Source organism: Kribbella sp. NPDC104218, assembly GCF_055584105.1.
The window spans coordinates 396,005-421,275 of the sequence record NZ_JBVJMQ010000004.1 but is presented as its reverse complement, the minus strand read 5'-3'; the positions used below and the strand labels follow the sequence as shown (position 1 = coordinate 421,275).

24 protein-coding genes are annotated in these 25,271 nt (G+C 70.7%); 11 read left to right on the top strand and 13 right to left on the bottom strand.

The genetic code is table 11. The annotated features are described in order from the left end of the window. Positions 1 to 53 precede the first annotated feature (53 nt). Positions 54 to 740, top strand: coding sequence for a FadR/GntR family transcriptional regulator (locus ACZ6ZD_RS32975; RefSeq protein ID WP_465678019.1), 687 nt, complete (start codon positions 54 to 56; stop codon positions 738 to 740). Here the strand turns inward: ACZ6ZD_RS32975 and ACZ6ZD_RS32970 are convergent. After that, complete coding sequence (locus ACZ6ZD_RS32970) at positions 716 to 1,492, bottom strand: DUF6069 family protein (RefSeq protein WP_465678018.1); 777 nt, start codon at positions 1,490 to 1,492, stop codon at positions 716 to 718. The two genes, ACZ6ZD_RS32975 and ACZ6ZD_RS32970, sit on opposite strands and share 25 nt — an antisense overlap. Before the next feature lie 196 nt (positions 1,493 to 1,688). On the opposite strand from ACZ6ZD_RS32970, the gene ACZ6ZD_RS32965 reads away from it, so the two are divergent. From ACZ6ZD_RS32965 to ACZ6ZD_RS32945, 5 genes are all read left to right on the top strand, one after another. Then, positions 1,689 to 2,777: a sensor histidine kinase gene (locus ACZ6ZD_RS32965; protein WP_465678186.1), complete on the top strand. Its 1,089-nt coding sequence runs from the start codon at positions 1,689 to 1,691 to the stop codon at positions 2,775 to 2,777. After that, complete coding sequence (locus tag ACZ6ZD_RS32960; RefSeq protein WP_465678017.1) at positions 2,774 to 3,430, top strand: response regulator; 657 nt, start codon at positions 2,774 to 2,776, stop codon at positions 3,428 to 3,430. The genes ACZ6ZD_RS32965 and ACZ6ZD_RS32960 overlap by 4 nt, the downstream gene beginning before the upstream one ends. A gap of 9 nt (positions 3,431 to 3,439) precedes the next feature. Then, positions 3,440 to 4,105, top strand: a complete 666-nt coding sequence (locus ACZ6ZD_RS32955) for a response regulator (RefSeq protein WP_465678016.1) — start codon at positions 3,440 to 3,442, stop codon at positions 4,103 to 4,105. Positions 4,106 to 4,229: 124 nt separating this feature from the next. After that, positions 4,230 to 5,138, top strand: a complete 909-nt coding sequence (locus tag ACZ6ZD_RS32950; protein WP_465678015.1) for an ABC transporter ATP-binding protein — start codon at positions 4,230 to 4,232, stop codon at positions 5,136 to 5,138. Next, positions 5,128 to 5,967 (top strand): ABC transporter permease, encoded by an 840-nt coding sequence (locus ACZ6ZD_RS32945; RefSeq protein WP_465678014.1) that lies wholly within the window; start codon positions 5,128 to 5,130, stop codon positions 5,965 to 5,967. The genes ACZ6ZD_RS32950 and ACZ6ZD_RS32945 overlap by 11 nt, the downstream gene beginning before the upstream one ends. Here ACZ6ZD_RS32945 and ACZ6ZD_RS32940 read toward each other — a convergent pair. Genes ACZ6ZD_RS32940 through ACZ6ZD_RS32925 form a run of 4 tightly spaced genes read right to left on the bottom strand, consistent with a single transcriptional unit; the run spans position 5,960 to position 11,259 of the window. Continuing rightward, a complete protein-coding gene (locus ACZ6ZD_RS32940; protein ID WP_465678012.1) occupies positions 5,960 to 7,228 on the bottom strand; it encodes a glycoside hydrolase family 125 protein in 1,269 nt (422 codons plus the stop codon). The genes ACZ6ZD_RS32945 and ACZ6ZD_RS32940 overlap by 8 nt on opposite strands. 9 nt (positions 7,229 to 7,237) lie before the next feature. After that, positions 7,238 to 8,461 carry an ROK family transcriptional regulator gene (locus tag ACZ6ZD_RS32935; RefSeq protein WP_465678010.1) on the bottom strand — a complete coding sequence of 408 codons (1,224 nt, stop codon included), beginning with the start codon at positions 8,459 to 8,461 and terminating at the stop codon, positions 7,238 to 7,240. Positions 8,462 to 8,471: 10 nt separating this feature from the next. Continuing rightward, entirely contained in the window at positions 8,472 to 10,031 is a 1,560-nt protein-coding gene (locus tag ACZ6ZD_RS32930; RefSeq protein WP_465678008.1) for an alpha-amylase family protein, read from the bottom strand. A 34-nt stretch (positions 10,032 to 10,065) separates the two neighbouring features. Then, on the bottom strand, positions 10,066 to 11,259 hold the full coding sequence (locus ACZ6ZD_RS32925; protein WP_465678006.1) for a cysteine desulfurase-like protein: 1,194 nt from the start codon (positions 11,257 to 11,259) through the stop codon (positions 10,066 to 10,068). A 122-nt stretch (positions 11,260 to 11,381) separates the two neighbouring features. Here ACZ6ZD_RS32925 and ACZ6ZD_RS32920 point away from each other — a divergent pair, with 122 nt between their 5' ends. Next, positions 11,382 to 12,356 carry a DMT family transporter gene (locus tag ACZ6ZD_RS32920; protein ID WP_465678004.1) on the top strand — a complete coding sequence of 325 codons (975 nt, stop codon included), beginning with the start codon at positions 11,382 to 11,384 and terminating at the stop codon, positions 12,354 to 12,356. Here the strand turns inward: ACZ6ZD_RS32920 and ACZ6ZD_RS32915 are convergent, their stop codons facing one another. From ACZ6ZD_RS32915 to def, 5 genes are all read right to left on the bottom strand, one after another. Then, positions 12,357 to 13,232 carry a DUF559 domain-containing protein gene (locus tag ACZ6ZD_RS32915; RefSeq protein WP_465678002.1) on the bottom strand — a complete coding sequence of 292 codons (876 nt, stop codon included), beginning with the start codon at positions 13,230 to 13,232 and terminating at the stop codon, positions 12,357 to 12,359. Positions 13,233 to 13,386: 154 nt separating this feature from the next. Beyond that, positions 13,387 to 14,376 (bottom strand): DMT family transporter, encoded by a 990-nt coding sequence (locus ACZ6ZD_RS32910; protein ID WP_465678000.1) that lies wholly within the window; start codon positions 14,374 to 14,376, stop codon positions 13,387 to 13,389. Positions 14,377 to 14,430: 54 nt separating this feature from the next. Further along, complete coding sequence (locus ACZ6ZD_RS32905) at positions 14,431 to 15,810, bottom strand: RsmB/NOP family class I SAM-dependent RNA methyltransferase (RefSeq protein ID WP_465677998.1); 1,380 nt, start codon at positions 15,808 to 15,810, stop codon at positions 14,431 to 14,433. Further along, on the bottom strand, positions 15,803 to 16,729 hold the full coding sequence (gene fmt, locus ACZ6ZD_RS32900) for a methionyl-tRNA formyltransferase (protein WP_465677996.1): 927 nt from the start codon (positions 16,727 to 16,729) through the stop codon (positions 15,803 to 15,805). Before fmt ends, ACZ6ZD_RS32905 begins: the two co-directional genes overlap by 8 nt. Next, positions 16,726 to 17,274 (bottom strand): peptide deformylase, encoded by a 549-nt coding sequence (gene def / locus ACZ6ZD_RS32895; RefSeq protein WP_465677994.1) that lies wholly within the window; start codon positions 17,272 to 17,274, stop codon positions 16,726 to 16,728. Before def ends, fmt begins: the two co-directional genes overlap by 4 nt. A 161-nt stretch (positions 17,275 to 17,435) precedes the next feature. On the opposite strand from def, the gene ACZ6ZD_RS32890 reads away from it, so the two are divergent. Together ACZ6ZD_RS32890 and ACZ6ZD_RS32885 are read left to right on the top strand one after the other, a co-directional pair. Next, on the top strand, positions 17,436 to 18,743 hold the full coding sequence (locus ACZ6ZD_RS32890; protein ID WP_465677992.1) for a C39 family peptidase: 1,308 nt from the start codon (positions 17,436 to 17,438) through the stop codon (positions 18,741 to 18,743). 5 nt (positions 18,744 to 18,748) lie between these two features. Continuing rightward, on the top strand, positions 18,749 to 19,888 hold the full coding sequence (locus tag ACZ6ZD_RS32885; RefSeq protein ID WP_465677990.1) for a hypothetical protein: 1,140 nt from the start codon (positions 18,749 to 18,751) through the stop codon (positions 19,886 to 19,888). Here the strand turns inward: ACZ6ZD_RS32885 and ACZ6ZD_RS32880 are convergent. Together ACZ6ZD_RS32880 and ACZ6ZD_RS32875 are read right to left on the bottom strand one after the other, a co-directional pair. Then, positions 19,881 to 20,492 (bottom strand): HAD family hydrolase, encoded by a 612-nt coding sequence (locus tag ACZ6ZD_RS32880; RefSeq protein ID WP_465677988.1) that lies wholly within the window; start codon positions 20,490 to 20,492, stop codon positions 19,881 to 19,883. The two genes, ACZ6ZD_RS32885 and ACZ6ZD_RS32880, sit on opposite strands and share 8 nt — an antisense overlap. Continuing rightward, positions 20,489 to 21,484, bottom strand: a complete 996-nt coding sequence (locus ACZ6ZD_RS32875; protein ID WP_465677986.1) for an Lrp/AsnC family transcriptional regulator — start codon at positions 21,482 to 21,484, stop codon at positions 20,489 to 20,491. Before ACZ6ZD_RS32875 ends, ACZ6ZD_RS32880 begins: the two co-directional genes overlap by 4 nt. A gap of 120 nt (positions 21,485 to 21,604) precedes the next feature. On the opposite strand from ACZ6ZD_RS32875, the gene ACZ6ZD_RS32870 reads away from it, so the two are divergent. After that, a complete protein-coding gene (locus ACZ6ZD_RS32870; RefSeq protein WP_465677984.1) occupies positions 21,605 to 22,933 on the top strand; it encodes an MFS transporter in 1,329 nt (442 codons plus the stop codon). Here ACZ6ZD_RS32870 and ACZ6ZD_RS32865 read toward each other — a convergent pair. Next, positions 22,860 to 24,074: an MDR family MFS transporter gene (locus tag ACZ6ZD_RS32865; RefSeq protein WP_465677982.1), complete on the bottom strand. Its 1,215-nt coding sequence runs from the start codon at positions 24,072 to 24,074 to the stop codon at positions 22,860 to 22,862. The two genes, ACZ6ZD_RS32870 and ACZ6ZD_RS32865, sit on opposite strands and share 74 nt — an antisense overlap. Before the next feature lie 93 nt (positions 24,075 to 24,167). Here ACZ6ZD_RS32865 and ACZ6ZD_RS32860 point away from each other — a divergent pair, with 93 nt between their 5' ends. Next, a complete protein-coding gene (locus ACZ6ZD_RS32860) occupies positions 24,168 to 25,157 on the top strand; it encodes an ArsR/SmtB family transcription factor (protein ID WP_465677980.1) in 990 nt (329 codons plus the stop codon). Positions 25,158 to 25,271 lie beyond the last annotated feature (114 nt).

Below are 25,271 nucleotides of genomic sequence, written 5' to 3'. Positions count from 1 at the left end.
GTGGTCGGACCACAGCTTACCCTGTGGTCCGACCACACGGGTAGAGTCGGGTTGTGAAGAACTACGAGCTGGTGCTGCATCGGGTCGAGGCCGAGCTGGCCGCCGGGCGGCTGCGGATCGGCGGCCGGCTGCCCGGGGAGCGGGCGCTCGCCGAGCAGCTCGGGATCAGCCGGCCGTCGGTGCGCGAGGCGGTCCGGGTGCTGGAGGCGATGGGCGTCGTCCGGACGGCGACCGGCTCGGGGCCGGACGCCGGGACGGTCATCGTGGCCGAGCCGGTCTCGCCGCTGACCGCCGTCCTGCGGTTGCATCTGGCAACGAATCATCTGCCGATGGGGGACGTCGTCCAGACGCGGGTGCTGCTCGAGTCGTGGGCGGCGCGGGAGGCGGCGGCGCGGACACCGGAGCTGAGCGCGGTGACGGCGTTGCTGGATCGGATGGACGAGCCGGGGCTGTCGCCGGAGGCGTTTCACCTGCTCGATGCCGAGTTCCATGTGGCGCTGGCGGGGTTGGCGGGGAACGTGCTGATCGCCGCGGTGATGGAGTCGTTGCGGTCGGCGATCCACGGATATGTGCTGGCGGCGGTGCCCAATCTGGCCGATTGGGAGGCGACGGCGGTGGGGCTGCGGGCGGAGCATCGCGGGATCGTCGCCGCACTCGCCGCGGGCGATGGGGACGGCGCGGCCGGGCTGGTGGCCGCGCATATCCACGGGTTCTATCAGGCGGCGCGGCTGCCGTCGTAGCAGCGCTCGGCGGTGCTCAGCGCCGTACGGCGAAGGCCGAGGACGACGGCCGCTCCGACCAGCAGGTGGAAGGACGCAAGACCGAGTTTCGCGCCGAGCGTGACGCCGCCGACGAGCGGGCTGCCGAGCGAGAGCACGCACGCAGTGATTGCCACGATCGTCCACACCTTGCGGGCGGCCGGCGTACGGCGTTCCAGGATCGCGAGCAGTGCCCAGCCGGCGAAGGTCATCGCGGCGGTGGAGATCACGATCGCCGGGGCGCCTACATGCTGGAGCACACCGCCCTGACGCGCATCCAGCGTCAGACCCGCCACAGGCACCAACACAACCCACCAGACAAGCGCCGCCATTGACGCTGCCGCCACCACCAGCAAACGACTCCGATCATTCCTTCTCGTTCTTCCTGTGCTGCTTGCGTCTGCCGAGGCGGCCGGAGCCGTTCGCCGTGGGTCACCAACCCGGCGGCCGCTGGAGGTAGTTCCCACAGGTGCTCGACCGAGGTTGGGTTGGGCGGGGGCCGAGTTTGTGGGTGCGGGGCGGGACGCCGGGTCGGCGCGCCCGATGCTCGCCGCCGGCGGCGGCGCTTGACCGAGGTCGGGTTGGGCGGGGGCCGAGTTTGTGGGTGTGGGGCGGGACGCCGGGTCGGCACGCCCGGTGCTCGCCGCCGACGGCGGCGCTTGACCGAGGTCGGGCTGGGCGGGAGCCGGGTGTGTGGGCGCCGGGTGGGAGGGGTTGGTGGGGTTGGGTTGCATGGTTTGCCTCCGGGGGTGGTTGGTGGAAACAGCTTGGTGGAGGGGTGGGGGGAGGGGCATCGGTCGGGAGGTGGTGGGGGTTCTACTTTGGTTGGTGGTGGGGTGGGGGTGGGGTGTTTAGGGTCGGGGGGTGGAGAACTTGGAGTGTCCGCCGGAGGGGCGGGAGCGGGGGTGGGGCGTTTGGGTTGTTGTGGTGGTGGGGGTTTTGACGGGGCTGACGATTGTGGGGCGGCTGGCTGATGTGGGGCAGCCGCGGCGGGTGGGGCTGGATGTGGCGGTGGGGGTCGTCAGTACTGGGTTGATGGTGCTGGTGGCGCGGCGGCCGGTGGCGGGGGCTTTGGGGCTGGCGGCGTTGGTGGTGGTTTCGCCTGCGGCTACGCCTGCTTCTACGGCGGCCACGATGGGGATTGCGTTGCAGTTGCCGCAGCGGACGGCGGTTGCGGTGACCGCTGTGCAGGTGGCGGCGCATCTGGCGCAGGGGGCTTGGCGGCCGATCGGGAACCTGCCGTACTTGTGGTTCGCGGTGCTGGCGGTGGCGGTGCATGCGGCGATGCTGGGGTGGGGGCTGTGGACGCAGGCGCGGCAGCAGTTGGTGGAGAGCCTGCTGGAGCGGGCGCGGCGGGCCGAGGCTGAGCAGGGACGTCGGGTCGCGGAGGCGCGGACGCTGGAGCGGACGAAGATGGCGCGCGAGATGCACGACGTCCTGGCGCATCGGTTGTCGCTGCTGGCGACGTACGCCGGAGCGCTGGAGTACCGGCCGGACTCGTCTCCGGAGAAGCTGGCGCGGGCTGCGGGTGTGATCCGTCTGGGAGTGCATCAGGCGCTGGATGAGCTGCGTGAGGTGATCAGCGTGCTGCGCGACGACGACGTACCGGAAGGGCCGGGTGGGCGACCGCAGCCGACGTACCAGGATGTGGCGAGTCTGGTGGCCGAGTCGCGTGCTGCCGGTACGGCGGTCGTGTACGACGACCAGGTCACGGATCCGACGTCGTTGCCACCGGCTACCGGGCGGACGGCGTACCGGATCGTCCAGGAGGGTCTGACGAACGCACGCAAGCACGCGGCCGGTCACCCGGTCACCGTGAGCCTGTCCGGCGAAGCTGGCGCCGGACTGCTGATCCGGCTCACCAACCCCGCGTCAAACGGCGTACCGATCGCACCTGGCAGCGGGACGGGCCTGGTCGGGCTGACCGAGCGTGTGCAGCTGGCGGGCGGGACACTCGACCACGTGCGCGAGCCCGGTGGCGGCTTCCGGCTGGAGGCCTCGCTACCGTGGCCGGCATGACTGAGCCGACGATCCGCGTGCTGGTAGTGGACGACGACGCGCTGGTCCGGGCGAGTCTGGAGATGATGCTGGACGGCGCCAACGGCATCGCCGTCGTCGGACAGGCCGCGGACGGCGACGAGGTACCGGCCGCCGTCGACGCGCACTTCCCCGACCTCGTGCTGATGGACCTGCGGATGCCGCGCGTGGACGGGATCGTCGCGACCCGCCGCGTCCGCGCGCGGCCGAATCCGCCCGAGGTCGTCGTCCTGACCACGTTCGACACCGACGAGAACGTGCTGCACGCGCTCCGGGCCGGCGCCAGCGGGTTCCTGCTCAAGGACACTCCCCCGGCGCAGATCGTGGACGCCGTCCGCCGGGTCGCGGCCGGTGATCCGATCCTGTCCCCCGCGATCACCCGGCGGCTGATGGATCGCGCCGCGACGCAGGCCGACGCGCACACGATCGCGCGGGCGAAGCTCGAGCAGCTGTCGCCGCGCGAGTACGACGTCCTGCTCGCCGTCGCTCAGGGCAAGGCGAACGCGGAGATCGGCCGGGAGCTGTACATGAGTCTCGCGACCGTGAAGGCGCACATCTCGCACATCCTGACCAAGCTGGAGCTGGGCAACCGGACGCAGATCGCGTTACTCGCCCATGACGCGGGGCTGGCCTAGGGTGTCCGCATGATCAGGGTGCTGCTGGCGGACGACCAGGCGTTGGTGCGGGCCGGGTTCCGGGCGTTGCTGAACGCCGAGGACGACATCACCGTGATCGGCGAGGTGTCGGACGGCGCGGCGGCGGTCGAGGTCGCGCGGGCCGAGAAGCCCGACGTGGTGCTGATGGACATCCGGATGCCCGGCGTCGACGGGCTGGAGGCGACCCGGCAGCTCGGCGCGGACGCCGAGCTCGACGGCGTCCATGTGGTGATCCTGACGACATTCGACCTGGACGAGTACGTGTTCGAGGCGTTGCGCGTCGGCGCGAGCGGGTTCCTGGTGAAGGACACCGAGCCGGTCGAGCTGTTGCAGGCGGTCCGGGTCGTCGCGCGCGGGGACGCGCTGCTCTCCCCCGGCGTCACCCGCCGGCTGGTCGCCGAGTTCGCGACGCGGAGCCGGCAACCCCATACCAGTAAGGAACTCGACGTCCTCACCGAGCGCGAGAAGGAGATCGTCGCGCTGGTCGGCGAGGGGCTGTCGAACGACGAGATCGCCGAGCGGCTCGTGCTGAGCCCGGCCACGGCCAAGACCCACGTCAGCCGCGCGATGATCAAACTCGGCGCCCGCGACCGCGCCCAGCTGGTCGTCGTCGCCTACCAAACCGGCCTCGTCCGCCCCGGCTGGCTCGGCTGAGCGGAAACTAAACGCCGCCTGGCGACTCTTTGTTTCCGCGGAGCGGGGTACTCCGTAGGGCGTAGGCGTAGCGACGCCTGGTGGGGGACGCGGGGGTGGGGCTCCGACGGGCAATCTCGTCGGTATGGATGCGCTGGTGGAAGTGTGCGGGCTGACGAAGAGGTACGGCGACACCCTCGCGGTCGATGGTGTCGATCTGACGGTGCTGCCGGGTGAGGTGTACGGGTTCCTCGGGCCGAACGGCGCCGGGAAGACCACGACGCTGCGAATACTCACCGGGCTGATCGCGCCGACGAGTGGGCGGGTTCGGGTGCTCGGCGGTGCGCCGGGGCGGCCGGAGGTGCTGGGGAAGACCGGCTCGATGATCGAGTCGCCGGCCTTCTACCCGTATCTGTCCGGCCTGGACAACCTGCGGCTGCTCGCCGAGTACGCCGAGGTCCCGCGCCGCCGGGTCGACGAGGTGCTGGAGCTGGTGGATCTCAGAGAGCGCTCTCGGGACCGTTTCTCGGCGTACTCGCTGGGGATGAAACAACGCCTCGGCGTCGCGGCCGCGCTGCTCAAGGATCCGGAGCTGGTGATCCTGGACGAGCCGACGAACGGGCTCGACCCGGCCGGGATGCGCGACATGCGCCGGCTGATCCGGGAGCTGGGTTCCGACGGCCGGACCGTGTTGCTGTCCAGCCATCTGCTCGGCGAGGTGCAGCAGATCTGCGACCGGGTCGGCATCATCGACGCCGGCCGGATGGTCGCCGAGCACCACGTCGAGGACCTGCGCGCCGAGCAGGAGCTGGTGATCCGCGCCGCGCCCCGAGAGAGCGCTCACTCCGTTCTCACCGGGTTGCTCGGCGCGGACGCCGTCCACCGGTACGACGACACGCTGCGCGTGCAGGCCGACCCGGCGCGCGCGGCCGAGCTGAACCGGATCCTCGTCGAGGCCGGGATCGCGGTCTCCGAACTGCACACCGCCGAACGAGCGCTGGAGGACGTGTTCTTCCAGCTCACGACCACGGGAGACAAGTCCGATGTTGGGTAGCTATCGCGCCGAGCTCTTGAAGCTGCGCAAACGATCCGCGGTCTGGGTGCTGTTCGGCGCCGGCCTGGTGCTGAGTCTGACCTTCGGCTATCTCCTGCCCTACCTGGGCTATGCGACCGGCGACGAGCAGACGGACGGCGTACCGCGGGCGCAGGTCCTCGCCGGGATGTTGCCGGCCCGGGTCGTCGACAACGCGATCGGCGGCTATCCGATCTTCGCGGGAGCGCTCTCTCTCGTTCTCGGCGCGATCGTCCTCGGCGGCGAGTACACCTGGGGCACGCTGAAGACGATCTTCACCCAGCGACCCGGCCGCGGCACGGTCCTGCTCGCGCAGGTTCTCGGCATCGCGACCATGGTCGCCGTCTGGGTGCTCGGCATGTTCGCCGCCTGCGCCCTGTGCAGTATCGGCGTCGCCGCCGCCGAGAACGGCTCGATGACCTGGCCGGGCCTGCCGGACCTCGCCAAGGGCCTGGCCGGCGGCTGGCTGGTCCTGATGATGTGGGCGCTGGCCGGCGCCGTGCTGGCCGTTGCCTTCCGCAACGTCGCGCTGCCGATCGGCCTCGGCGTGGTCTGGATCCTCGGCATCGAGGCCCTCTTCGCCGGAGTCGTGAACAGCCTGCTGCCGGGCCTGGAGTTCATCTCCGACGCGCTCCCCGGCGCCAATGCGGGATCACTGGTCTTCGCAGTCACTGGAATGGCCGCCGCCGATGCACCACCCGGCGTGCGGGAGGCGGTCGGCGGCGGCCGATCCTTGCTGACGATCCTGGGCTACTGCGCGCTCTTCGGCGTCCTCGCGGCCTGGACGACGAAGCGGCGCGACGTCACTTGATCCCGGCGTGCACGAGGGCGAGCTCGCAGAACATCGCGTTCGCCCAGGAGAACCACTCCCGGGTGAACTGCGTCGGATCGTCGACGTCGAACCCCTCGTGCATCAGGCCCGTCCCGCCGGTCGTGTCGCGCAGCAGCTCGAGCAGCTGCTGCCGCTCGGCGGCCGATGTACTCGAAATCCCCTGCACGGCAAGGGCGATATGCCAGATGTAGCGCGGCGGCGTATGCGGACTCCCGATCCCGGACGCCGCCGTACCGCTGTAGTAGTACGGGTTCTCCGGGCTCAGCAACAGCTTTCGCGTCGCCAGGTACGTCGGGTCGTCGGCCGCGACGTACCCGGACAGCGGAGCGCTCAACAGCGACGGCATGTTGGCGTCGTCCATCAGCAGGGCCGCGCCCGCGCCGTCCACCTCATAGGCGTAGACGCGGCCGTACTCCGGGTGCTCGACCGTGCCGAACCGGGAGATGCCCTCGTCGATCTCGGCCTTCAACTCCTTGGCCCGCGCGGCCAGCGCCTCGTCGCCGAGCACCTCGGTCGCGATCTCCTCCAGATACCCGAGGACGACGGACGCGAACATGTTGCCCGGGACATTGAAGCCCAGGTCGGTCGCGTCGTCACTCGGCCGGAACGCGCTCCACGACATCCCGGTCGGGCGGGTCTCGCGGCCGCGGCCCTCGCGGACGAGCGTGTCCGACGACCGGTCGTCGTGCCGCTGGAACCGGTACGGCGACCGCGCCTCGTGGTCCTGCTCGACGGTCCACAGCTCGAGGATCGCCTCGGCCGCGGGCTTGAACCGCGCGTCGATGACGTCGTCGCGCCCGGTCGCCCGCCACAGCTTGTAGGCCAGGTCGAGCGGGAAGCAGAGCGAGTCGATCTCGTACTTGCGCTCCCACACCCACGGCGACATCTCGGTCTCGTCGCTGGTGTGGCCGGCGCCGTTGGCCTCGCGGTTGAAGGCGTTCGCGTACGGATCGTGGACGACGTACTCCAGCTGCCGGTGCAGAACGCCGATCAGCACCTCCTGCAGCGCGGGATCGTCCTTGCAGAGCAGGGTGTACGGCCGTAGCTGCGCCGCCGAGTCGCGCAACCACATCGCCGGGATGTCCCCGGTCAGCACGAACGTCGTGCCGTCCGGCAGCCGCTCGGCCACCGCCGGGAGGTTCTCGGCCATCGACCGCCGGAACATCTCCGCGATCACCTCGTCCCCACTGGCCTCGCGGACCTTCGCGGTGGCGCGGGCCAGCACATCGGGATCGATCATGTTCGACATCTACCTTTCAGCAACGAGTTCACGTTCCGGCGAGAACGTGTGGTCCAGCACCAGGCTGCCGGCGCCGATCGCACCGGCGTCCGCGCCGAGCGCCGTACCGGTGACTTCGAGGGGGTGGATCGCGCGGACCGTGAACCGGCCGTCGAGCGCGGCCCGGACGCTGTCGCAGAACAGCGGCCCGAGCGGCTCCCAGTACGGGCCGCCGAAGACCACCCGGTCCAGGTCGAGCAGGTTCGCCACGTCCTCGACGGCCTTGGCGATCCGCTCGGCCAGCGCGGTGATGATCTCCCGGGCCACGCCGGGCCCTTCGGCCGCCAGCGCGCAGAGCCGGCCGAAGGCGGCGTCCACCGCCTGACGGTCGTCGAGATCGATGCTCTGGGCAAGTACTCCGGCGTGGATCGCCTGGTGGACCAGGTACCGCGGGCGGCTGGTGTCGCCGACGCAGCCCCGGCGTCCGCAGTGGCAGATCGGGCCGTCCGGATCGACGATCACGTGGCCGATCTCGCCCGCGTTACTCGACGTCCCGCGGACGACCTCGTCGCCGATCACCAGCCCGGCGCCGACGCCGGTGCCCAGGTAGAAGAAGACGAAGTTGCCGGGGGCACCGACCCACTTCTCGGCGGCCGCGGCGGCGGTGACGTCCTTCTCCAGCAGGACAGGCATCCCGGTCCGCGCGCGCAGCTCGTCGCGGAGCGGGACGAGGTGCCAGGTGGACAGGTTCGGCGGGTCGACGACGACGCCGCGCTCGGCGTCGATCGGGCCGGGCGCCGCGATCCCGACGCCCATCACGCGGCTCCGGGGCGCGCCCGCCTCGGCGATCACCGCCTCGACCGTGGCCGCGATCGCGTCGATCAGGACGTCCGGATCGTCGTCGTCCGGCGGGACGAGCTGATGCCGGGCGACGACGTCCCCGGTCAGGTCGAGCAGGACGACGGTGACGACGGCCGGGTCGAGGTGCACGCCGACGGCGTACTGGCCGGTGGGCTCGAGCCGCAGCAACGTGCGCGGTTTGCCCAGGCCGGTCGACTTCTGCCGCCCGGCCTCGCGGACCAGACCGGCGTCCAGGAGGCGGCGGATGATGTTCGAGATGGCCTGACCGGACAGGCCGGTCGCCTTCGCCAGCTCGACGCGGCTGAGCTGCTCGGTCCGGCGGATCGCGTCCAGGACGACGGCGTCGTTGTACCCGCCGACGCGATCGAGATTCGTCCCCCGGCGAACGCTCACTCGTTCCCCCTCACGAGACCGGGTCCGCACCCCAGGGCCGGGACCAGTCGTAGTGGACGGGGTCGCCCCCGCTCCGCCAGACGGACGGCGCGGTGCTGGTGAGCCAGTCGACCGGCTCGATCCCGCCCGCGTCACCGCCACTGAGCGCCAAATGTATACCGTTACGGAGCGCGACGTCCGTCTGTTGGGTGCGGGCGGCCGGGTCGATCGACAGGAACAGCGCCGTCCCCGATCGGGCCACCAGGTCGAGGAAGCGGGCGTTCAGCTCCCACGGGGTCTGCGGGGTGCAGGGCACGCAGTCGGCGTCCACGGTGAAGAAGCGGCCGTGCTGCGGGAGCCGGAAGGCGAGCGTGTTGACGCCCATCTTGCGGGTGCGCTCCCAGTCGCGCCCGGAGGTGTCGTCGCCGGTGCGCTGGACGTCGACCAGCCCGGCCGCGAGATGCCCGATCGTGTTGCAGCCGATCAGAACGGCGTCCGTCGCCGCCCGGATCTCGCGGTAGAAGGCGAGGATGATCTCGGCCGTCGTCCGGCTCGGGTCGTGCAACTGCCAGCCGCTGTCGGTCAGCCGGGAGCCCATCGCGGGGCCGAAGGCGCCGAACACGTCGTACGTGCTGAAGTCGTGTTTGACGAGCTCGAAACCCCAGGTCTGGAAGCGCTGCAGGTCGGCGCGGACGAGGTCGAGGACCTCGGGGTACGACGGGTCCAGCGCGCGGCCGGGCTTGTCGTGCGGACCGGGGCGCGCCCGGTTGCTCGGCTCGCGGACGAGCAGTGGGCGGAACCAGAGGCCGGGGCGGGCGCCGATGGCCTTGATCTGCGCCGCCGTCCCGGCGAGGTCGTCGAAGACGCCGGGGATGCCGTGGTCCCAAGGACCGCCGGACGCGATGCCGCCCGGGTACCAGCCGTCGTCGACGACGCTGAACGGTTTGACCGGGTGGCCGTCGGCGAGCTCGACGATGGTGGCCGCGTCGGTCAGGACGGCCTTCTCGTCGAAGTTCTCGCCGTAGGCGTAGTACCAGTTGTTGGCCCCGACCACCGGCGCGGGCTCAGGTCGCGCCGGCAGTCGGGAACTCATGGTGGCGACCGCCGCGTGCAGCGTCTGCCAGGGAGTACCCGCATCGTGGAACAATTTTACGGTAGCTGCTCTGAGGGTCCGGCCGCGCGGTTCGGTGGGTCCGCCGCCGTTGCGCAGGTCGAGCCAGAGCGTGTAGCCGTCGGCATCGACCGTCCAGGCGCAGAAGGCGCTCGGCTGGACTTCGACCCCGGCGCCCGTCGTCCGGCCCGTGTTCGGGTCGTGGACGAGGAAGTACCAGGGCAGGAGCCGCTCGGGCTGCTGGTGGCGCCACTGGAGATCGCCGTACGAGCGCTCCCAGGCGTCGCCGAGGATCAGCGCGCCGTCCGGCAGCGGCTCGGACCAGCGCAGCGCGACCCGGGTGATCACGTCAGCGGTGACCTCGACGGCCCCGTCGGCCCAGCTGACCTCGGCGCCGGCGACCGACCAGGTCGCGCCCGTGCGCTGCGCGGCGGCCAGGTCGTCGCCGACCTGGATGAAGACCGCACTCGGTTCTCTCACTGGCTCCCCCTGCGGGCGACTTTCCCCATTGACTTTAGTTATTCGTTCGGACGAGCGTCAAGATGCCTTCGACCAGGCGGTCGACGTCCGATTGATCGGTGTACGGCGCGAGCCCGGCGCGAACCGCGCCCTCGGTCAGACCGAGGTGCTTGGCGGGCTCGTAGGCGTAGAAGGTGCCGGCCGGGGCGTTGACGCCGGCCGTGGCGAGATGCTCGGCGACGGCGGCCGGGGTATGGCCCGCGACGGTGAACAGCAGCGTCGGCGTCCGGCGCGCGGCGTGACCGTGGAGGGTGACCTCGGGGATCGCCCGAAGGCGGGCTTCGAGGTCGGCGCGGAGCCGGTCCTCGTGGTCCTCGATCATGGTGAGCGCGGAGTTGAGCTTCGCGCGCCTGGTCGCGCCGACGCCCAGATCGGCGATGAAGTCGACGGCGGCCGTCGTCCCGGCCAGCAGCTCGTACGGGAGCGTGCCGAACTCGAAGCGCTCCGGGACGGCGTCCGTGGACGGCAGGAGCTTGTCGGGGCGCAGGGTTTCGAGCAGCTCGGGCCGAGCGGTGAGGACGCCGAGATGCGGGCCGAAGAACTTGTACGGCGAGCAGACGAAGAAGTCGGCGTACGACGCGTCGATCGGGGCGTGGGCGGTGAGGTGGACGCCGTCGACGTACAGGAGCGCGCCGGCCGCGTGGACGGCGTCGGCGATCCGCTCGGTGTCGGGGCGGGTGCCGAGCAGGTTGGAGGCGGCGGTGACGGCGACCAGCCTGGTGCGCGAGTTGAGCAGCGGGGCGACGTCGTCCAGCTCGGAGGTGTCGCGATCGAAGCCGAGCCAGCGGACGGTCGCGCCGGCGGCCTCGGCGGCCTGGACCCACGGACGGACGTTCGCGTCGTGGTCGAGGCGGGTGACAACGATTTCATCGCCGGGGCTCCAGCCCTTGGCCAGCGTCCGGGCGAAGTCGTAGGTCAGCTGGGTCATGCTGCGACCGAAGACGATCCCCGCGGACGTCGTACCAAGCAGGTCGGCCATCGCCTCGCGGGCGGCGACCACGATGCCGTCGGCCCGGCGCTCGGCCGGAGTCAGGCTGCCGCGGTTCGCGAGGCCGGCGACCAGGGTGGCCGCGACGGCGTCCGCGACCGGCTGCGGGGTCTGCGAACCGCCGGGCCCGTCGAAGTGCGCCGCGCCTTCACCGAGTGCAGGGAATTGCTTGCGGACGGCAATGACATCGAAGGCACTCATAGCCGCCATCCTCTCCCGCCGAACCGGTTCCCGGCCAGGGTTTGCCCGCGGCCGGACAAACCGCTGCCCGGATCCGGAAATCGCAGTACGCATTGTCGGCGGCGTGGTGCAAGATGTCAGGAGTGAGCGCCACTACGACTACTGACACCGTTCCGGTCCGGGCCTGGCTCCCGACCATGCTGACCCTGGCCGCCATCTGGGGTTGCAGCTTCCTGTTCATCTCGGTCGGCGTCCGCGAGCTGCCGCCGCTCTACCTCGCGCTCGGGCGGGTGCTGGCCGGCACCGTCGTCCTGCTGGCGTTCCTCGCGATCAAGCGCGACTCGCTCCCCCGCGACCCCAAGCTCTGGCTGCACTCGTTCGTGGTCGGCGCGGTCGGCTCGGCGATTCCGTGGACGCTGTTCGGCTACGGCGAGGAGCGCATCCCGTCGCTGCTGGCCGGGATCTGGAACGGCATCACCCCGCTCGTCGTCCTCCCGATCGCCGTCCTGATCTTCCGGACCGAGACCTTCTCCATCCAGCGCGGCCTGGGTCTGGTGATCGGCTTCGCGGGCATGCTCGTCGTCCTCGGCGCCTGGAACGTCAGCGGCGGCGCCGATCTGCTCGGCCAGCTGCTCTGCATGCTCGCCGCCGTCTGCTACGGCATCGCCGTCCCGTACCAGAAGCGCTTCCTGGCCGGCACCGCCCTGTCCGGCACCGCCCTCTCGGCCACCCTCCTGATCTGCGCGACACTCCAGCTGGCCATCGTCGCGCCACTGATCACCCGCCAGGCGCCCCCGATGCCGTGGACCCTCTCGATCGAGACCATCGGCAGCGTCCTCGCCCTCGGCGCCCTCGGCAGCGGCATCGCCTTCGTCCTCAGCATGCGCAACATCCGCCTCATCGGCGCCAGCCGCGCCTCGACGGTCACCTACCTGATGCCCATCTTCTCCATCCTGGTCGGCGTCCTCGTCCTCCGCGAACACATCACCTGGTACCAACCAGTCGGCGGCCTGGTCGTCCTCCTCGGCGTCGCCATCTCCCAGGGGGTGATCCGGAGCCCGCACCGCCCCCACTCACCAACTAAGCGGACTACCGCCGCCGTACGCTCAGCCGAGTAGTCAGGCGGCACGCAGGACCGGGTTGGTGAGTGGGGGAAGTCCGCTCGCCCGGGCAACCGAAGCGATAACCCACTCCCCGTCGTAGCGAACGTCCTCCCAGCTGAATCGGAGAATCCGCCAGCCGCGAACCGTCAGGCCGACCTGGCGTCGGCAGTCCCGGGTGAGTGCCTGCCGGGTGCCGTGGAACTCAAACCCGTCGGCCTCGAGCCCGAGCCGCAGACCGCGATGGGCCAGGTCGATGCGGGCGGAGAAATCGGCGTCTCGGACCGGGACCTGCGGGACAAAACCGTCGATCCCCGCCTCGATCAGTAGCGCCCGCAATGCGGACTCCAGTACCGACTCGGCACGGGGATCGGCGAGGCCGGCGACGTGGCAGATGCGTCGTCGGTGTCCGCCGCCGATACGGGCGGCAGCCTGCAACAGCTCGTCATTGTCCACGGCACCGATCCGCAGCGCGGAGTCCGCCACGGCCAGCGCTTCCGCGAGCGGCAGGCTGCGGATGCAGTCGAGCACCGTGCGGACGGGCGTGGTGACGTCGTCGATGGCGGGCACGTCGGCCCAGTGCAGGACGCACGGACGGCCGGTACGGCGCCGGACTCGACCCGGGGGCAAGGTGGCGTGCGGCAGCTCGGGCCGCTCCAGTACGCCGAAGCCCCAGTGCTCCGCCGCGCTGAGATGCGAGACGACACCGCGGTGGCTTCGCGCCGCGGTCAGCGCGGCCGGTGACTGCGGCAGCGCGTAGACGCCTTTGCTCACGCGACGAATGTCGCCGGCGGCCAGCGCAACTCGGATCGCGCGGCCGGAGATTCGCTTGCGGAGATCCCCGAAAGTCGCGACCCCGCCGCGCTGACTCAGCAATTCTGCGGCATCTGTCATCGCTCGATGATGAGCGATCGAGCTGCGGAGCGTCGGGAGTTGTCCACAGGCGGACCGCCAACACTCACCAACTCCCGCAACAGCCACCTGCGGGAGTCTCCTCGAGCGTGGCGAGGCGGTAGTCCGCGGTGTTGGTGAGTGGGGGGAGTCCGGCCTAGCGACGGCGGAGGTTGGGGACGGCGGCGACTATGACGGCTATCAGGGCCAGGGTGGTGCCGGCGATGACGGGGAGGGTGATGGGTTTGTCGGCGGCGGGGGCGAAGAGGTCGACGAGGAGGCTGGCGATGAGTTGGCCGGCGATGGTGCCCAGGCCGAGGACGAAGACGCCGACGACGCGGACGACGGCGGCCGCGGCGCTGATGAAGATGACGCCGCAGGCGCCGCCGAGGTAGAGCCAGGGGTTGGTGGGGAGGGGGTTGGGGGCGCCGCGGAGGGCGAGGTCGATGAGGAAGACGACCAGGAGGGCGGTCACGCCGACGAAGAAGTTGATGACGCCGGCGGCGACCGCGCCGTAGGCGTTGCCGGCGGCGGTGCGGGCGACGCGGCCGTTGATGGCTTGCTGGACGGCGGTGGCGAGGCCGCCGAGTGCGGGGAGGATGGCGAGCAGGAGGCCGTTCGGGTGGCTGAGCTGGTCGGAGACGGCCAGGACGACGGCGATCAGGGCTACGCCGGCGCCGACGATGCGCAGGGTGGTGAACTCCTGGCGGCCCGCGGGGCCGAAGCCGAGGCGGTCGACGATCAGGCTGCTGACCGCCTGGCCGGCGACCACCGCGACGGTGAAGACGGCGACGCCGATGACGTGCACGGTGATCGCCTGGGTCGCGACCAGCCAAGCGCCGCACAGGCCGCCGATGCACTGCCACCAGCGCAGGTTGCTGCGGTTCTCCGGATCGCGGATCGCGGTCCAGACGTTGCCGAGCGAGCGCCGGATCGGCGGAACCAGCGCGGTCGCGACCAGCAGGATCAGGAAGCCGCTGCCGAACGAGATCAGCGCGGCCGGGATCCCGTCGCCGAGCAGCTCGCCGAGACCGCCGTTCAGCCGCGACTGCACCGCGACCAGCATGCCGATCCCGAACGCGGCGCTCAGCCCGATGATCTGCTGCCGACGGGTCGAGGTCTCGGTCTGCGCGGCGGTCGTGGTCACCCCACCATCATGACCGTTCAACGACTTGCACCTGACAGCAGGTCCAGGTGCCGGTCAGCTCCGGCGGATCAGCGCCAGGTACATCGCGTCCGTACCCTGCCGATGCGGCCACAGCTGGACGTCGGGCCCGTCGCCCAGCTCCGGTACGTCGGGGAACAGCGCACGAGCATCCTCGAGCGTGGCGTCGTCGCGCTTGCCGAGGACGGCGTCCACCACCGCGCGGGTCTCATCGGGATGCGGCGAACAGGTCACGTACGCGACCACTCCCCCAGCACGAACCGAGTTGATCGCCGATTCGAGCAGCTCCTCCTGCAGCGGGCGCAGCTCGGCGACGTCGGCCGGCGTACGCCGCCAGCGCGCCTCCGGTCGGCGGCGCAGCGCACCAAGGCCGCTGCACGGGACGTCGGCCAGCACTCGGTCGAAGGAACCCTCAGCCCAGGTCGGCCTCGTCCCATCACCGACCAGCACCTCATGGTCGCCCGGAATCGCGCGCAAGTTGGCCCGAACCAACTCGGCCCGATGCTCAAGCGGCTCGACCGCGGTCAACCGCCCCGAACGCTGCTCGACAAGCGCCGCGAGCAACGCCGACTTCCCGCCCGGCCCAGCGCACAGATCAAGCCACTCCGCATCCGCTCCGTCCACCGGGGCGTTCGCCAGCGCGAGCGCGACGAGCTGCGAGCCCTCGTCCTGGACGCCGGCCCGCCCGGTCGCGACCGCCGCGATCCGCCCCGGATCGCCACCGCTTTGCAGGACTGCGGCGTACGGCGACCACTTGGCCGGGGTCGCCCCGGCCTCGACCAGCTCGTCGACCGTGCTGAGGCCCGGACGGGCGACCAGCGTGACCCGCGGGGCCTCGTTGTCGGCGTCGAGCAGGTCGGCGACCTCGTCGTCGTCCAGGAGGCGGGCGAAGGCCTCGACCTCCCAGGTCGGGTGCGCCTTGGAGATCGCCAGGTGCAGCAGCGGGTCCTCGTCGTACGGCGGCGCGACGGAGTCGATCCATTGGTCGAACGTGCGCTGGCTGATCTTGCGCAGGACGGCGTTCACCAGGCCGCTGCGCTTGTGGCCGATCTCGGCCCGGGTCAGCGTGACCATCTCGTTGACCGCGGCGTACGAGTCGACGCGCATCCGGAGCAGCTGATGAGTGCCGAGGCAGAGGATGTCGAGGAGCTCCGGGTCGAGCTCATTGAGCGGACGGTCGACGCAGCGGGCCAGGAAGGCGTCGTACGTGCCCTGCCAGCGCAGCGTGCCGTGCACGAGCTCGGTGCAGAACGCGGCGTCGCGCCCGGCGAGCTTCGCATCGCGCAACGCCTTGTTCAGCACGAGGTTGGCGTAGCCGCTCTCGGAGGTGACCTGCCGGATCACCCGATATGCGACCTGCCGAACCCGATCCGGCCGCTTCTGCGGCTCCCGATTCCGAGGCGACCGATCACTCACCGAGACGATCCTCATCCGTCAAACGAATCCCGCGCGCCCAGTCGGCGGCGGCCATCGGCTTCTTGCCCTGCGGCTGGACGGTCAGCAGCTCGATCGCCTTGCTGCCGGTGCCGAGACGGACGGTCGACTTGGTCGCCTGGAGCTCGCCGGGCTTCAGCTCGTCGTCGGTCAGCCGGACGGCGAGCACCTTCAGCCGTTCACCGCGGAACGTCGTCCAGGCGCCCGGCGCCGGGTTGCAGCCGCGGACCAGCCGGTCGACGCGCTGTGCGGGTGCGGTCAGATCCAGCTGGGCGTCCTCGACGGTGAGCTTCGGCGCGAGCGAAACCCCCTCGGCCGGCTGCTCGCGGGCCTCGAGGATCCCGGCCTCGATCCCGTCGAGCGTGTCGACGAGCAGCTTCGACCCCGACTCGGCGAGCCGACCGAGCAGGTCGCCCGAGGTGTCGGTCGCACCGATCGGCTCGGTCAGGACGCCGAACACCGGGCCGGCGTCCAGCGCCTTGACGATCCGGAACGTGCTCGCGCCGGCGACGTCGTCCCCGGCGATGATCGAGTGCTGCACCGGGGCGGCACCGCGCCAGGCGGGCAGCACCGAGAAGTGCAGGTTGACCCAGCCGTGCAGCGGGATGTCCAACGCTGCCTGGGGCAACAATCCACCGTAGGCGACGACCGGGCAACAATCCGGCGCGATCTCGCTCAGCCGGGCCAGGAACTCGGGGTCGCTCGGCTTCACCGGCTTCAGGATCTCGACGCCGCCGATCTCCTCGGCGTACTGCGCCACCGGTGAGGCGACCAGCTTCCGCCCGCGGCCGGCCGGGGCGTCCGGCCGGGTGACGACGGCAACCAATTCGTGGCGGCTGGCAACGATCGCCCGCAACGCCGTGACCGCGGGCTCCGGCGTACCGGCAAAAACGACTCTCACAGACCGAATCCGTTCGTGGGGTGGGGCGAGATCTTCACCTGCGGCGGGCCGGACAGCCCGGACCACTCGGCCTCGCGGATCGCCTTCATGGCGAGTTTGCGGGTCTGGGTGTCGAGCCGGTCGACGAACAGGACGCCGTCCAGATGGTCGGTCTCGTGCTGGATGGCGCGCGCCAGGTAGTCGGAGCCCTCGATCACGACCGGATCGCCGTACATGTTGAATCCGTGGGCGATGACGGATTGGGCGCGGCGGCAGTCGAAGTACAGGCCGGGGATGGACAGGCAGCCCTCGGGGCCGAACTGGTCGTCGGCGGACAGCGTCAGCTCGGGGTTCACCAGGTGCCCCAGCTCGCCCTCCACGTGGTAGGTGAAGACGCGCAGGCCGACGCCGATCTGCGGCGCGGCGAGGCCGGATCCGGGAGCGTCGCGCATGGTGTCGGTCAGGTCGCGGACCAGGCGGCGCAGCTCGGCGTCGAAGTCGACCACGGGGACGGCTTTGCTGGTCAGCACGGGGTCGCCGAACAGGCGGATGGGTTGGACCGACACAAACGTCTCCACAGCGTTCCCGAGGACCGGACCTGCCAAGTCTAGTAGTCGCACGCAGGAGCCCAGGTCAGGGAGGGGGCTGCCGCTGGACGCCACAAACACGTACTGTGGTCCCAGGCGTACCTACAGTCACTGTCGTCCCACGCCTAACGGGAGACCCAATGCCCACAGCAGCACGGGGGGCCACTTTCATCGTCCTGGGCGCGCTTGTCGCCCAGGCGCCCCTCACCGCCTTCGCCTATGAACCCCGCGAGCCCGACCGCTACCGCGCACCACTGGTCGCGCCCTCGATCACCCCCTCCGCAAGCCCGTCCGCGACCCCCTCCACGACGCCGTCCGCGACGCCGTCCGCGACGCCGTCGAAGCTGCCGAGCGTCGTACCGCCGGAGCCGGCGACCGCGCGGTCGTGGAGTGAGCTGAGCCAGCAGGTGATGGACACGTCACCCGACGACCTGCAGACGGCCGACACCGCGACGCAGGCCGCCGCGATGCTGCGCTGCTTCAAGCTCGAGACGGAGAACTACTGCCTGGGGCTCGGCTTCGTGGACCAGGTCCCGACCGGCGCGCAGGTCCAGGAAGTGATGAGTACGCCGGACGCCGAAGCGGACAGCGAGCCCGGCGTCGAGCAGGACATCGCCACCGGCGCACTGACGCCGCAATCGTTCGTGGCCGAGCGGGCCGCGCTGCCGAAGAGCCAGCGGGTCGATGTCGAGCTGGACGAGATGGAGGCCGCCTGGGCGGGCCGGGAGAAGGCTCGCACGCTGCGCCTGCTGGAGGTGCCGGCCGAGGACAATCTGGACGGCGCCGCGACTCCGGAAGCCGGTTCACCGACGCCGACTCCGAAGCCGACCCGGACGCCGCCGACCGCGCAGCCGCCGACGACCGCGCCGCAGGCCCCGCCGGTGAAGGTGGTGAAGCCGCCGAAGTCGTCGTACATCATGAAGGGCTACCAGACCTCGCAGGAGAAGGGGTTCTGGTGCGGTCCGGCGACGTTCCAGTCGATCGACTGGGCCGACGACAAGCAGAAGGACACGCAGGCGTCATGGGGCAAGGACCTCGGGACGACCAGCTCCGGGACGGCCATCTCCGCGATGGTCAAGCAGACCAATGTGAAGACCAACTGGGACCAGGCGGCCGGGACGTACATCGTCCAGAGCGTCAAGCACTGGAACGCGCAGAAGTTCTTCACCGTGCACCAGAACCACCTGGGTGACGGGCAGCCGGCGCCGATCATCGAGCACACCCAGCTGCTCAAGCGGTACTTCCCGTACCTCGCGTTCAACCACAGCGGGCACTACCAGGTCGGCCGTGGGTACGACCGGGCCAAGGGCACCATCGCGATCTTCGAGGTGTTCAACGAGCGCCGGTTCAACAGCCGGGGCAACACCACCGACGGGCCGAAGAACATCCCGGCGTCCGCGCTGTTCAACGCGACCCTGGCGAACTCCTTCCAGAACATCGGACTGTGACCTGTATGCGTCGTACCACCGTTGCCGTCGGCATCGTGCTCGTCCTCGGTCTGGCGGCGTGCTCGTCGGAGCCGGATTCCTCCGGCCCGGTGAGTCCGCCGACGACCAGCGCGCCGCCGCCGTCCACACCACCGCCGTCCACGCCGCCGGTCGAGACGAACACCGCCGTCCCGGTGTGGGCGAAGGTGCTGCGGCAGCCGGTGGACGGACAGCATCTGGTCACTCAGCAGCGTAAGTATCTGGTGACACGCGGCAGCGACGAGGCCGGGATCACCACGATCGCCTTGAAGGGCAGTAAGAAACCCGTCGTCCGGCATGTGCCGGCGAAGGGGTTCGTGGCGCAGTCGCCGGTCGTGATCGACGATCGGTGGGCGCTGGTGGAGGACATCCGGTCCGAGGGGCCGAGTCCGGAGATCGCCGTCGTCCGGTACGACCTGAGCACCGGCGCGAAGTCCGGGCTCGGGAAGCTGCCGCGGGTCTCGGAGCCGGAGATCGGCGCGTACGACGGGACGTTCGCCTACACCTCCACCGATGGGACGAACCGGTCCTGCCTGATCGTCGCCGAGCTCGCGACGCTGTCGGCGCGGACGGTCGGTTGCGTCGCCGCACCCGGATATCTGGCCGATCCGGTCGTGTCGCGCGATTCGGTGACGTTCAGCGAGATCAGCGCGCCGGAGACGCCGCGGCGGTGCAAGCGGGTGCTGACGGCGGCCCTTTCCGGTGGGCCCGCGCGGCCGGTGCCGGCGGCAACCAAGTGCATCCAGTGGAGCGGCGCTTCGGTGGGCGGGGCGACGGTCTGGTCCGAGGTGGCGGCGTCCGACCCGGATCAGTACCAGAGCAAGGCGTACTTGCGGGAGTCGGCGGACTCCCCCAGCCGGCCGCTCGGCGCGATCGCGACCGACACGATCCTTGCCTGCGGCAACTGGATTCTCTGGGAGACCCGGACGGTCGGCAGCGACGGGACGGAGTCCTTCCAGATCAGCCGCTGGCGGTCGGGCCTGCCGAAACCGCAGCGCATCTACACCGGCAAGCCCGGCGTCGCGCTGACGCCGATGACCTGCCAGGACAACACGGTGTACGTCGAAGCGGCCAATCTGTCCGCGAGCCCGACGTACACCGAGGCCCTCGCAGCAACGGTCAGCTGAGCTTCAAGCCGCGCTGCTTGAGCTGGGCCCGCAGCTCGGCGGCGCCGGTGAACTGCTCGGCGTCGATACCGACCGCACGGGCGCCGTCGACGTTGTACTGCATGTCGTCGGTGTAGAACGTGCGGGCCGGGTCGAGGGCGTAGCGCTCCAACAGGATCCGGTAGATCTTCTCGTCCGGTTTGATGGTCTGCTCGGTGCCGGAGACCACCTCGCCGTCGAAGCTGCGCAGGATCGGGAACGCCTCCTTCGCGACCTCCCACTTCTCGGCGGAGAAGTTCGTCAGCGCGTACGTCGGCAGCCCGAGCGCCCGGATCTCGGTGAGCAGCTCGACGGTGTCGGCGAAGACGCCCTTGACCATCGTCAGCCAGCCGGTGTCGTACGCCGCGATCCACTCGGCGTGCTCCGGGAACCGGCCGGACAGCTCCGCGACCGCCTCGGCCCAGCTGCGGCCGGCGTCCTGCTCCTGGTTCCAGGCGGGGGTCGCGACCTCGGTGAGGAAGCGCTTCCGCTGTTGCTCGTCGGGGATCAGGCCGGCGTACAGATAGTCCGGACTCCAGTCCAGCAGTACGCCGCCGATGTCGAACACCACCGCGTCGATCGTCATACCGGCAACCCTACGTTGGGCGCGGCGGACTTCACCGTGCGCAGGATCGGGACGGTTTCGAGCGCGGTGATCTGCTCGATCGCGCCGACGCGCTCGGTCAGGTAGGTGTGCAGCGCGGCCGGGCTCGCGCACAAGGCGTGCGCCACCAGGTTCGTCCGCCCGGTGGTCGCCGCCACGAACGCCAGCTCGTCGTGTTCGGCCAGCGCGCGGCCGACCCGATCGGCGGACGCCGGCGGCACCGAGAACCACAACATCGCACTCGTCGTGATCCCGAGTGCCGTCGGATCCACGTCCACGTCGTAGTAGATCGCCCCACTCGCCTCCAACTCCCCCAGCCTGCGCGCCACCGTCCCCGCCGCCCACCCCGTCCGGATGGCCAACTCCCCCACCGTCGCCCGCCCGTCCGCCCCCAAACCAGCCAGCAACTCCCGGTCTCCCTCCCGCACACCCCCGCTGCCCAGACCACCGCGCAACCCATCGCCGCCGACGGCAGGGTCGGAGGCTGGGATGGGGGTGAGGGCTTGGGATTGGGCGGGGGTCAGGGCTTGGGCTCGGGCCGGCCAGGGGGTGGGACCGCCTCGGTAGAGGTGCAGGAGGTGGTGAGTGGTGATGGAGGTGAGGGTCGGGGTGGCGGGGAGGTCGTGGAGGAGAAGGGGATTGGCGGTGGTGGGGGTGGTTTGGAGGATGGCGACCAGCTCGGTGCCACCGGAGGCGAGTTTGATCCAGGTGGTGTCAGGCCGGCGGGCGAGGGCTGCGGCCAGGGACTGAGTTGCTCTGGGGGTCGTGGTGAGGCGGACGAGCCACTGGGAGCGGCCGGTCCGGTGCGGGTCGGGGAGGCCGACGACGCGCAGGCCGGCTTCGGCGCGAAGGCGCTGGTAGCGGCGCGCGACGGTTTGGGTGGAGACGCCGAGGACCTCGGCGATCCGGCTGTACGGCGCTCGGCCCGCGAGCTGGAGCGCGTGGATCAGGGCCCGGTCGAGGTCGTCCACCATGGAAAGATCATCGCGTAGAGCGCTCTCTGATGGAAGATCTTTGCGATCTCCGGGCTATGGATGGATAGCCGGAACCGCCGCGACGGACCGTACTGCCACCGGATGCGAACGGAGGCGGAGATGCGGAAATGGGTGGGACTGGTCGCCCTGCTGGTGGCCGAGGCGATGAACCTGCTGGACGCGACGATCGTGCAGGTCGCGGCGCCGGTGATCCACGGCGAGCTCGGCGGAGCGACGTCCGATATCCAGTGGTTCGGCGCGGCGTACACGCTGCCGTTCGCGGCACTGCTGATCACCGGCGGCCGGCTCGGTGATCTCGCCGGCCGGCGGCGGGTGTTCCGGATCGGGGTCACCGGGTTCGTCCTGGCGTCGATCGGGTGCGCGCTGGCGACGCAGTCCGGCGTACTGATCGGCGCTCGGGCGATCCAGGGCGCGACCGCGGCGGCGATCATCCCGCAGACGATCGGCTTGATCCGCTCCACGTTCAGTGGACCCGAGCTGCCGAAGGCGCTCGGCTCGATCGGCCCGGTGATGGGCCTGGCCGGCATCTCCGGCCCGTTACTCGGCGGGGTGATCACCGAAGTGACGTCGTGGCGGGCGGTGTTCCTGGTCAACGTCCCGCTCGGGTTGGCCGTGCTCGGTCTGGCGCGGCTGCTCCCCGAGTCGCGCTCACCACTGCGCCGCCGCCTGGATCTGCCGGGAACGGGGCTGCTGATCGCAGGGAGCGCTCTCTTGGTATTTCCAATCCTGCAATCGCAGCACTGGTTCCTCGCCCCGATCGGCGTGGCGGTCCTGGCAGCCTGCGTACTCCAGCAACGCGCCACCGGAGCCCGGCTGCTCGAGCTCAGCCTGTTCACCCGCCCCGGCTTCGGCGCGGCTCTGGTCACGTCGACACTGTTCTTCGCAGTGCTGAGTGGTCTGACGCTGGTCGTCGTCCTGCATCAACAGTTGACGCTCCAGCACGGCGTACTCCGCGCGAGTCTCGCGCTGCTCCCCTGGTCCGCGGCGTCCGGCGTCAGCTCGTGGTGTGCCGGCCAGTGGCTGATCCAACGCGTCGGCTCCCGTCTCATGTACGCCGGGCTCGGCGTGCTGCTCATCGGGCTCGGCGCGGCCCACTGGTGGCTGCTCCCCGCACTCGGCGTCGCCGGCGTGGGCGTCGGACTCTTCACCACTGCCTTCTTCACCGAAGCCCTGAGCCGGGTCGAACCGCACGAGACCGGATCAGCGGCCGGCCTGCTCAACGCCGTCCAGCAGTTCGGCGGCACCCTCGGAGTCGCCGGCCTCGGCTCGGTCTTCGTCCGGCACCCGAGCTCCCTCCGACCGGCGCTGCTGATCGCGACCGCCGCCGTCCTCGCCACGCTCGGGAGCGCTCACCTCATGCGGTCGCGGCGTTCGCGGCGGCTCGGGCGTGCAGCGCCGGGGCCAGCGCCCATTGGGCCGCGAAGATGAGGACGCCGAGTAGCGCGACCCCGATCCAGGTCGTCGTCGCGCCGAAGTGCTGCAGGGCGTTCGGGCCGGCCAGCGGACCGATCACCGTGCCGACGCCGAACGCCATCCCGGTGATGCCCATGTAGCCGCCGCGCAGGTCCAGCGGAGCGATGTCGGCGAACACCGCTCCGATGACCGCGGCGAAGCCGATCTCGCCGATCGACCAGACCACGACTGTCAGCGCGTAGCCCCAGAAGGTGTCCACGACGGCGCCGAGCCCGAAGCCGAGACCGACCACCAGCATCGAGATCGCGACCAGGCGCGGCCGGTCGTAGGTCGCGAGCCGCTTCACCAGGAACGGCTGGAGCAGGACGATGACCACGCCGTTCAGCCCGATCACCGTTCCGTACAGCGACGACGGCAGCCCGTCGCGCGCCATTGCCAGCGGCAGTGTCGAGTACCCCTGGAAGTAGATGGTCGCGTACCCGATCTGGATCAGCACGACCGCGAGGAACACCCGATCGCGCAGCACGACCGGCAGCAACGGACGTCGATCGGCGCCTTCGTCCAGAACCGGCCGGCTCTCCGGCACCATCGTCCAGATCACCACGCCCGCGATCACCGACGTCGCCGCGTTCAGCCAGAACAGCAGCCCGAACCCGAGCGAAGCCAGCACTCCGGCCGACACCGTCGACACCGAGAACCCGAGATTGATCGCCCAGAACAGCAGGCCGTACGCGCGAACGCGCTCTCCCGGTTGCAGCAGGTCGGCGACCGCCGCCTGGACGGCGGGCCGGAACAGGTCGCCGAGCAGGCCGACCGTGAACGCCGCCGCCCAGATCGTCGGCATCGACCGGGCCGACCCGAGCAGGATCAGCGCGGCCGCCGTCCCGAAGAAGCAGATCAGCATCGTCGCGCGCCGTCCGACCCGGTCGGACAGCCAGCCACCGACGAGCTGCGAGACCACGCTCCCCGCCCCGACCGCGGCCGCGACGGCGCCCGCCGTCCCGGCGGACAGCTGGCGGTCCTGGGTCAGGTACAGCACGAGGAACGGCTGGACGAAGCTCCCGAGCCGGTTGACCAGCTGACAGACCACCAACGCCCAGAACGCTCTCGGCAACGGTCGGGAGGCGGTCGGCACAGTCGGGACAGCGGCAGTCATGGGACAACCTTCCGGGCGCCGAGGGCCGGTTGTCGACGATTAGGTCCAGGACTAATCGGTGGCGGCGACCCGATCGCTGCCTACGATGGACCCGTGATCACGATCGGCCTCACCCCCGATGCCATCGGCCGCATCCGGTTCGCGCTCTCTCCGATCTGGGAGGCCGTGACGAGCGTCCGGGCGCTCAGCACCAGCACCGTCCGCAGCGTGCACGGCCCGTGGCTGCAGAAGGTCCGCCCGATCATCGACGGCCCGGACCTGACGTTGCTCAAGGCATTGATCCCGCCGGTCGGCTACATCCCGGACTTCATCACCCCGGCGCCGCCGCGGCGTACGACCGGCCTGGAGTCGGGGCTGGCCGCGATCGCCGCCACTCCGCACCACCTCGTCGTGGCCGAGCTCGGCAAACTGCACGCCGAGACGCCGAACCCGGTGCTGCCCGGCATGATGGCGCGCCCGGCCAAGGCGCTCCAGCAGATCACCACGGCGCTCGAGTCGTACTTCCGCCGGACCATCGAGCCGGACTGGCGGCGGATGCGGGCGCTGCTCCAGGAGGATCTGGCGTTCCGGCTCGACGAGCTGGCCAGCGGCGGGATCGAGCGGCTGTTCCGCAATCTGCATCCGTCGGTGCGCTTCCGCGGCGACGCCATCGAGGTCGACCGGCCGTTCTGCTGCCACGGCGTCCCGGCAGCTGGGCAGGGCGTCCTGCTCGTCCCCTGCGTCTTCACCTGGCCCGCGGCGCTCCCGGTCACCGGCGCGCCGCATCTGCCGACGATCACCTATCCCCCGCGCGGCCTCGGCCGGCTCTGGGAGGATCGTCAGGACACCACGGAGTCCCCGCTCGCGGATCTCGTCGGCCGCACCCGGGCCGCGATCGTCGGCCATCTCGACCTACCGATGTCCACGACCCACCTCGCGCACCAACTAGGCGTCACCGCGCCCACCCTCAGCGTGCACCTCAGCATCCTGCGCAACGCCGGCCTCGTCGACTCCCGCCGCGACGGCCGCGCCGTCCTCTACCACCGCACCCGCCTCGGCTCCCAGCTACTCGCTGCCTCCACCGGCCTCGCCTCCACCGCCTGACTTATCGACCAGCCAGCTGCCTGGTCGCCGAGCCCGCGACCCCACAGCCCGGCCTCGGCGCCGTCCACCTGCAGCACACCATGGCCGGCGATCCGCCCGAGAACCCGAGCAACC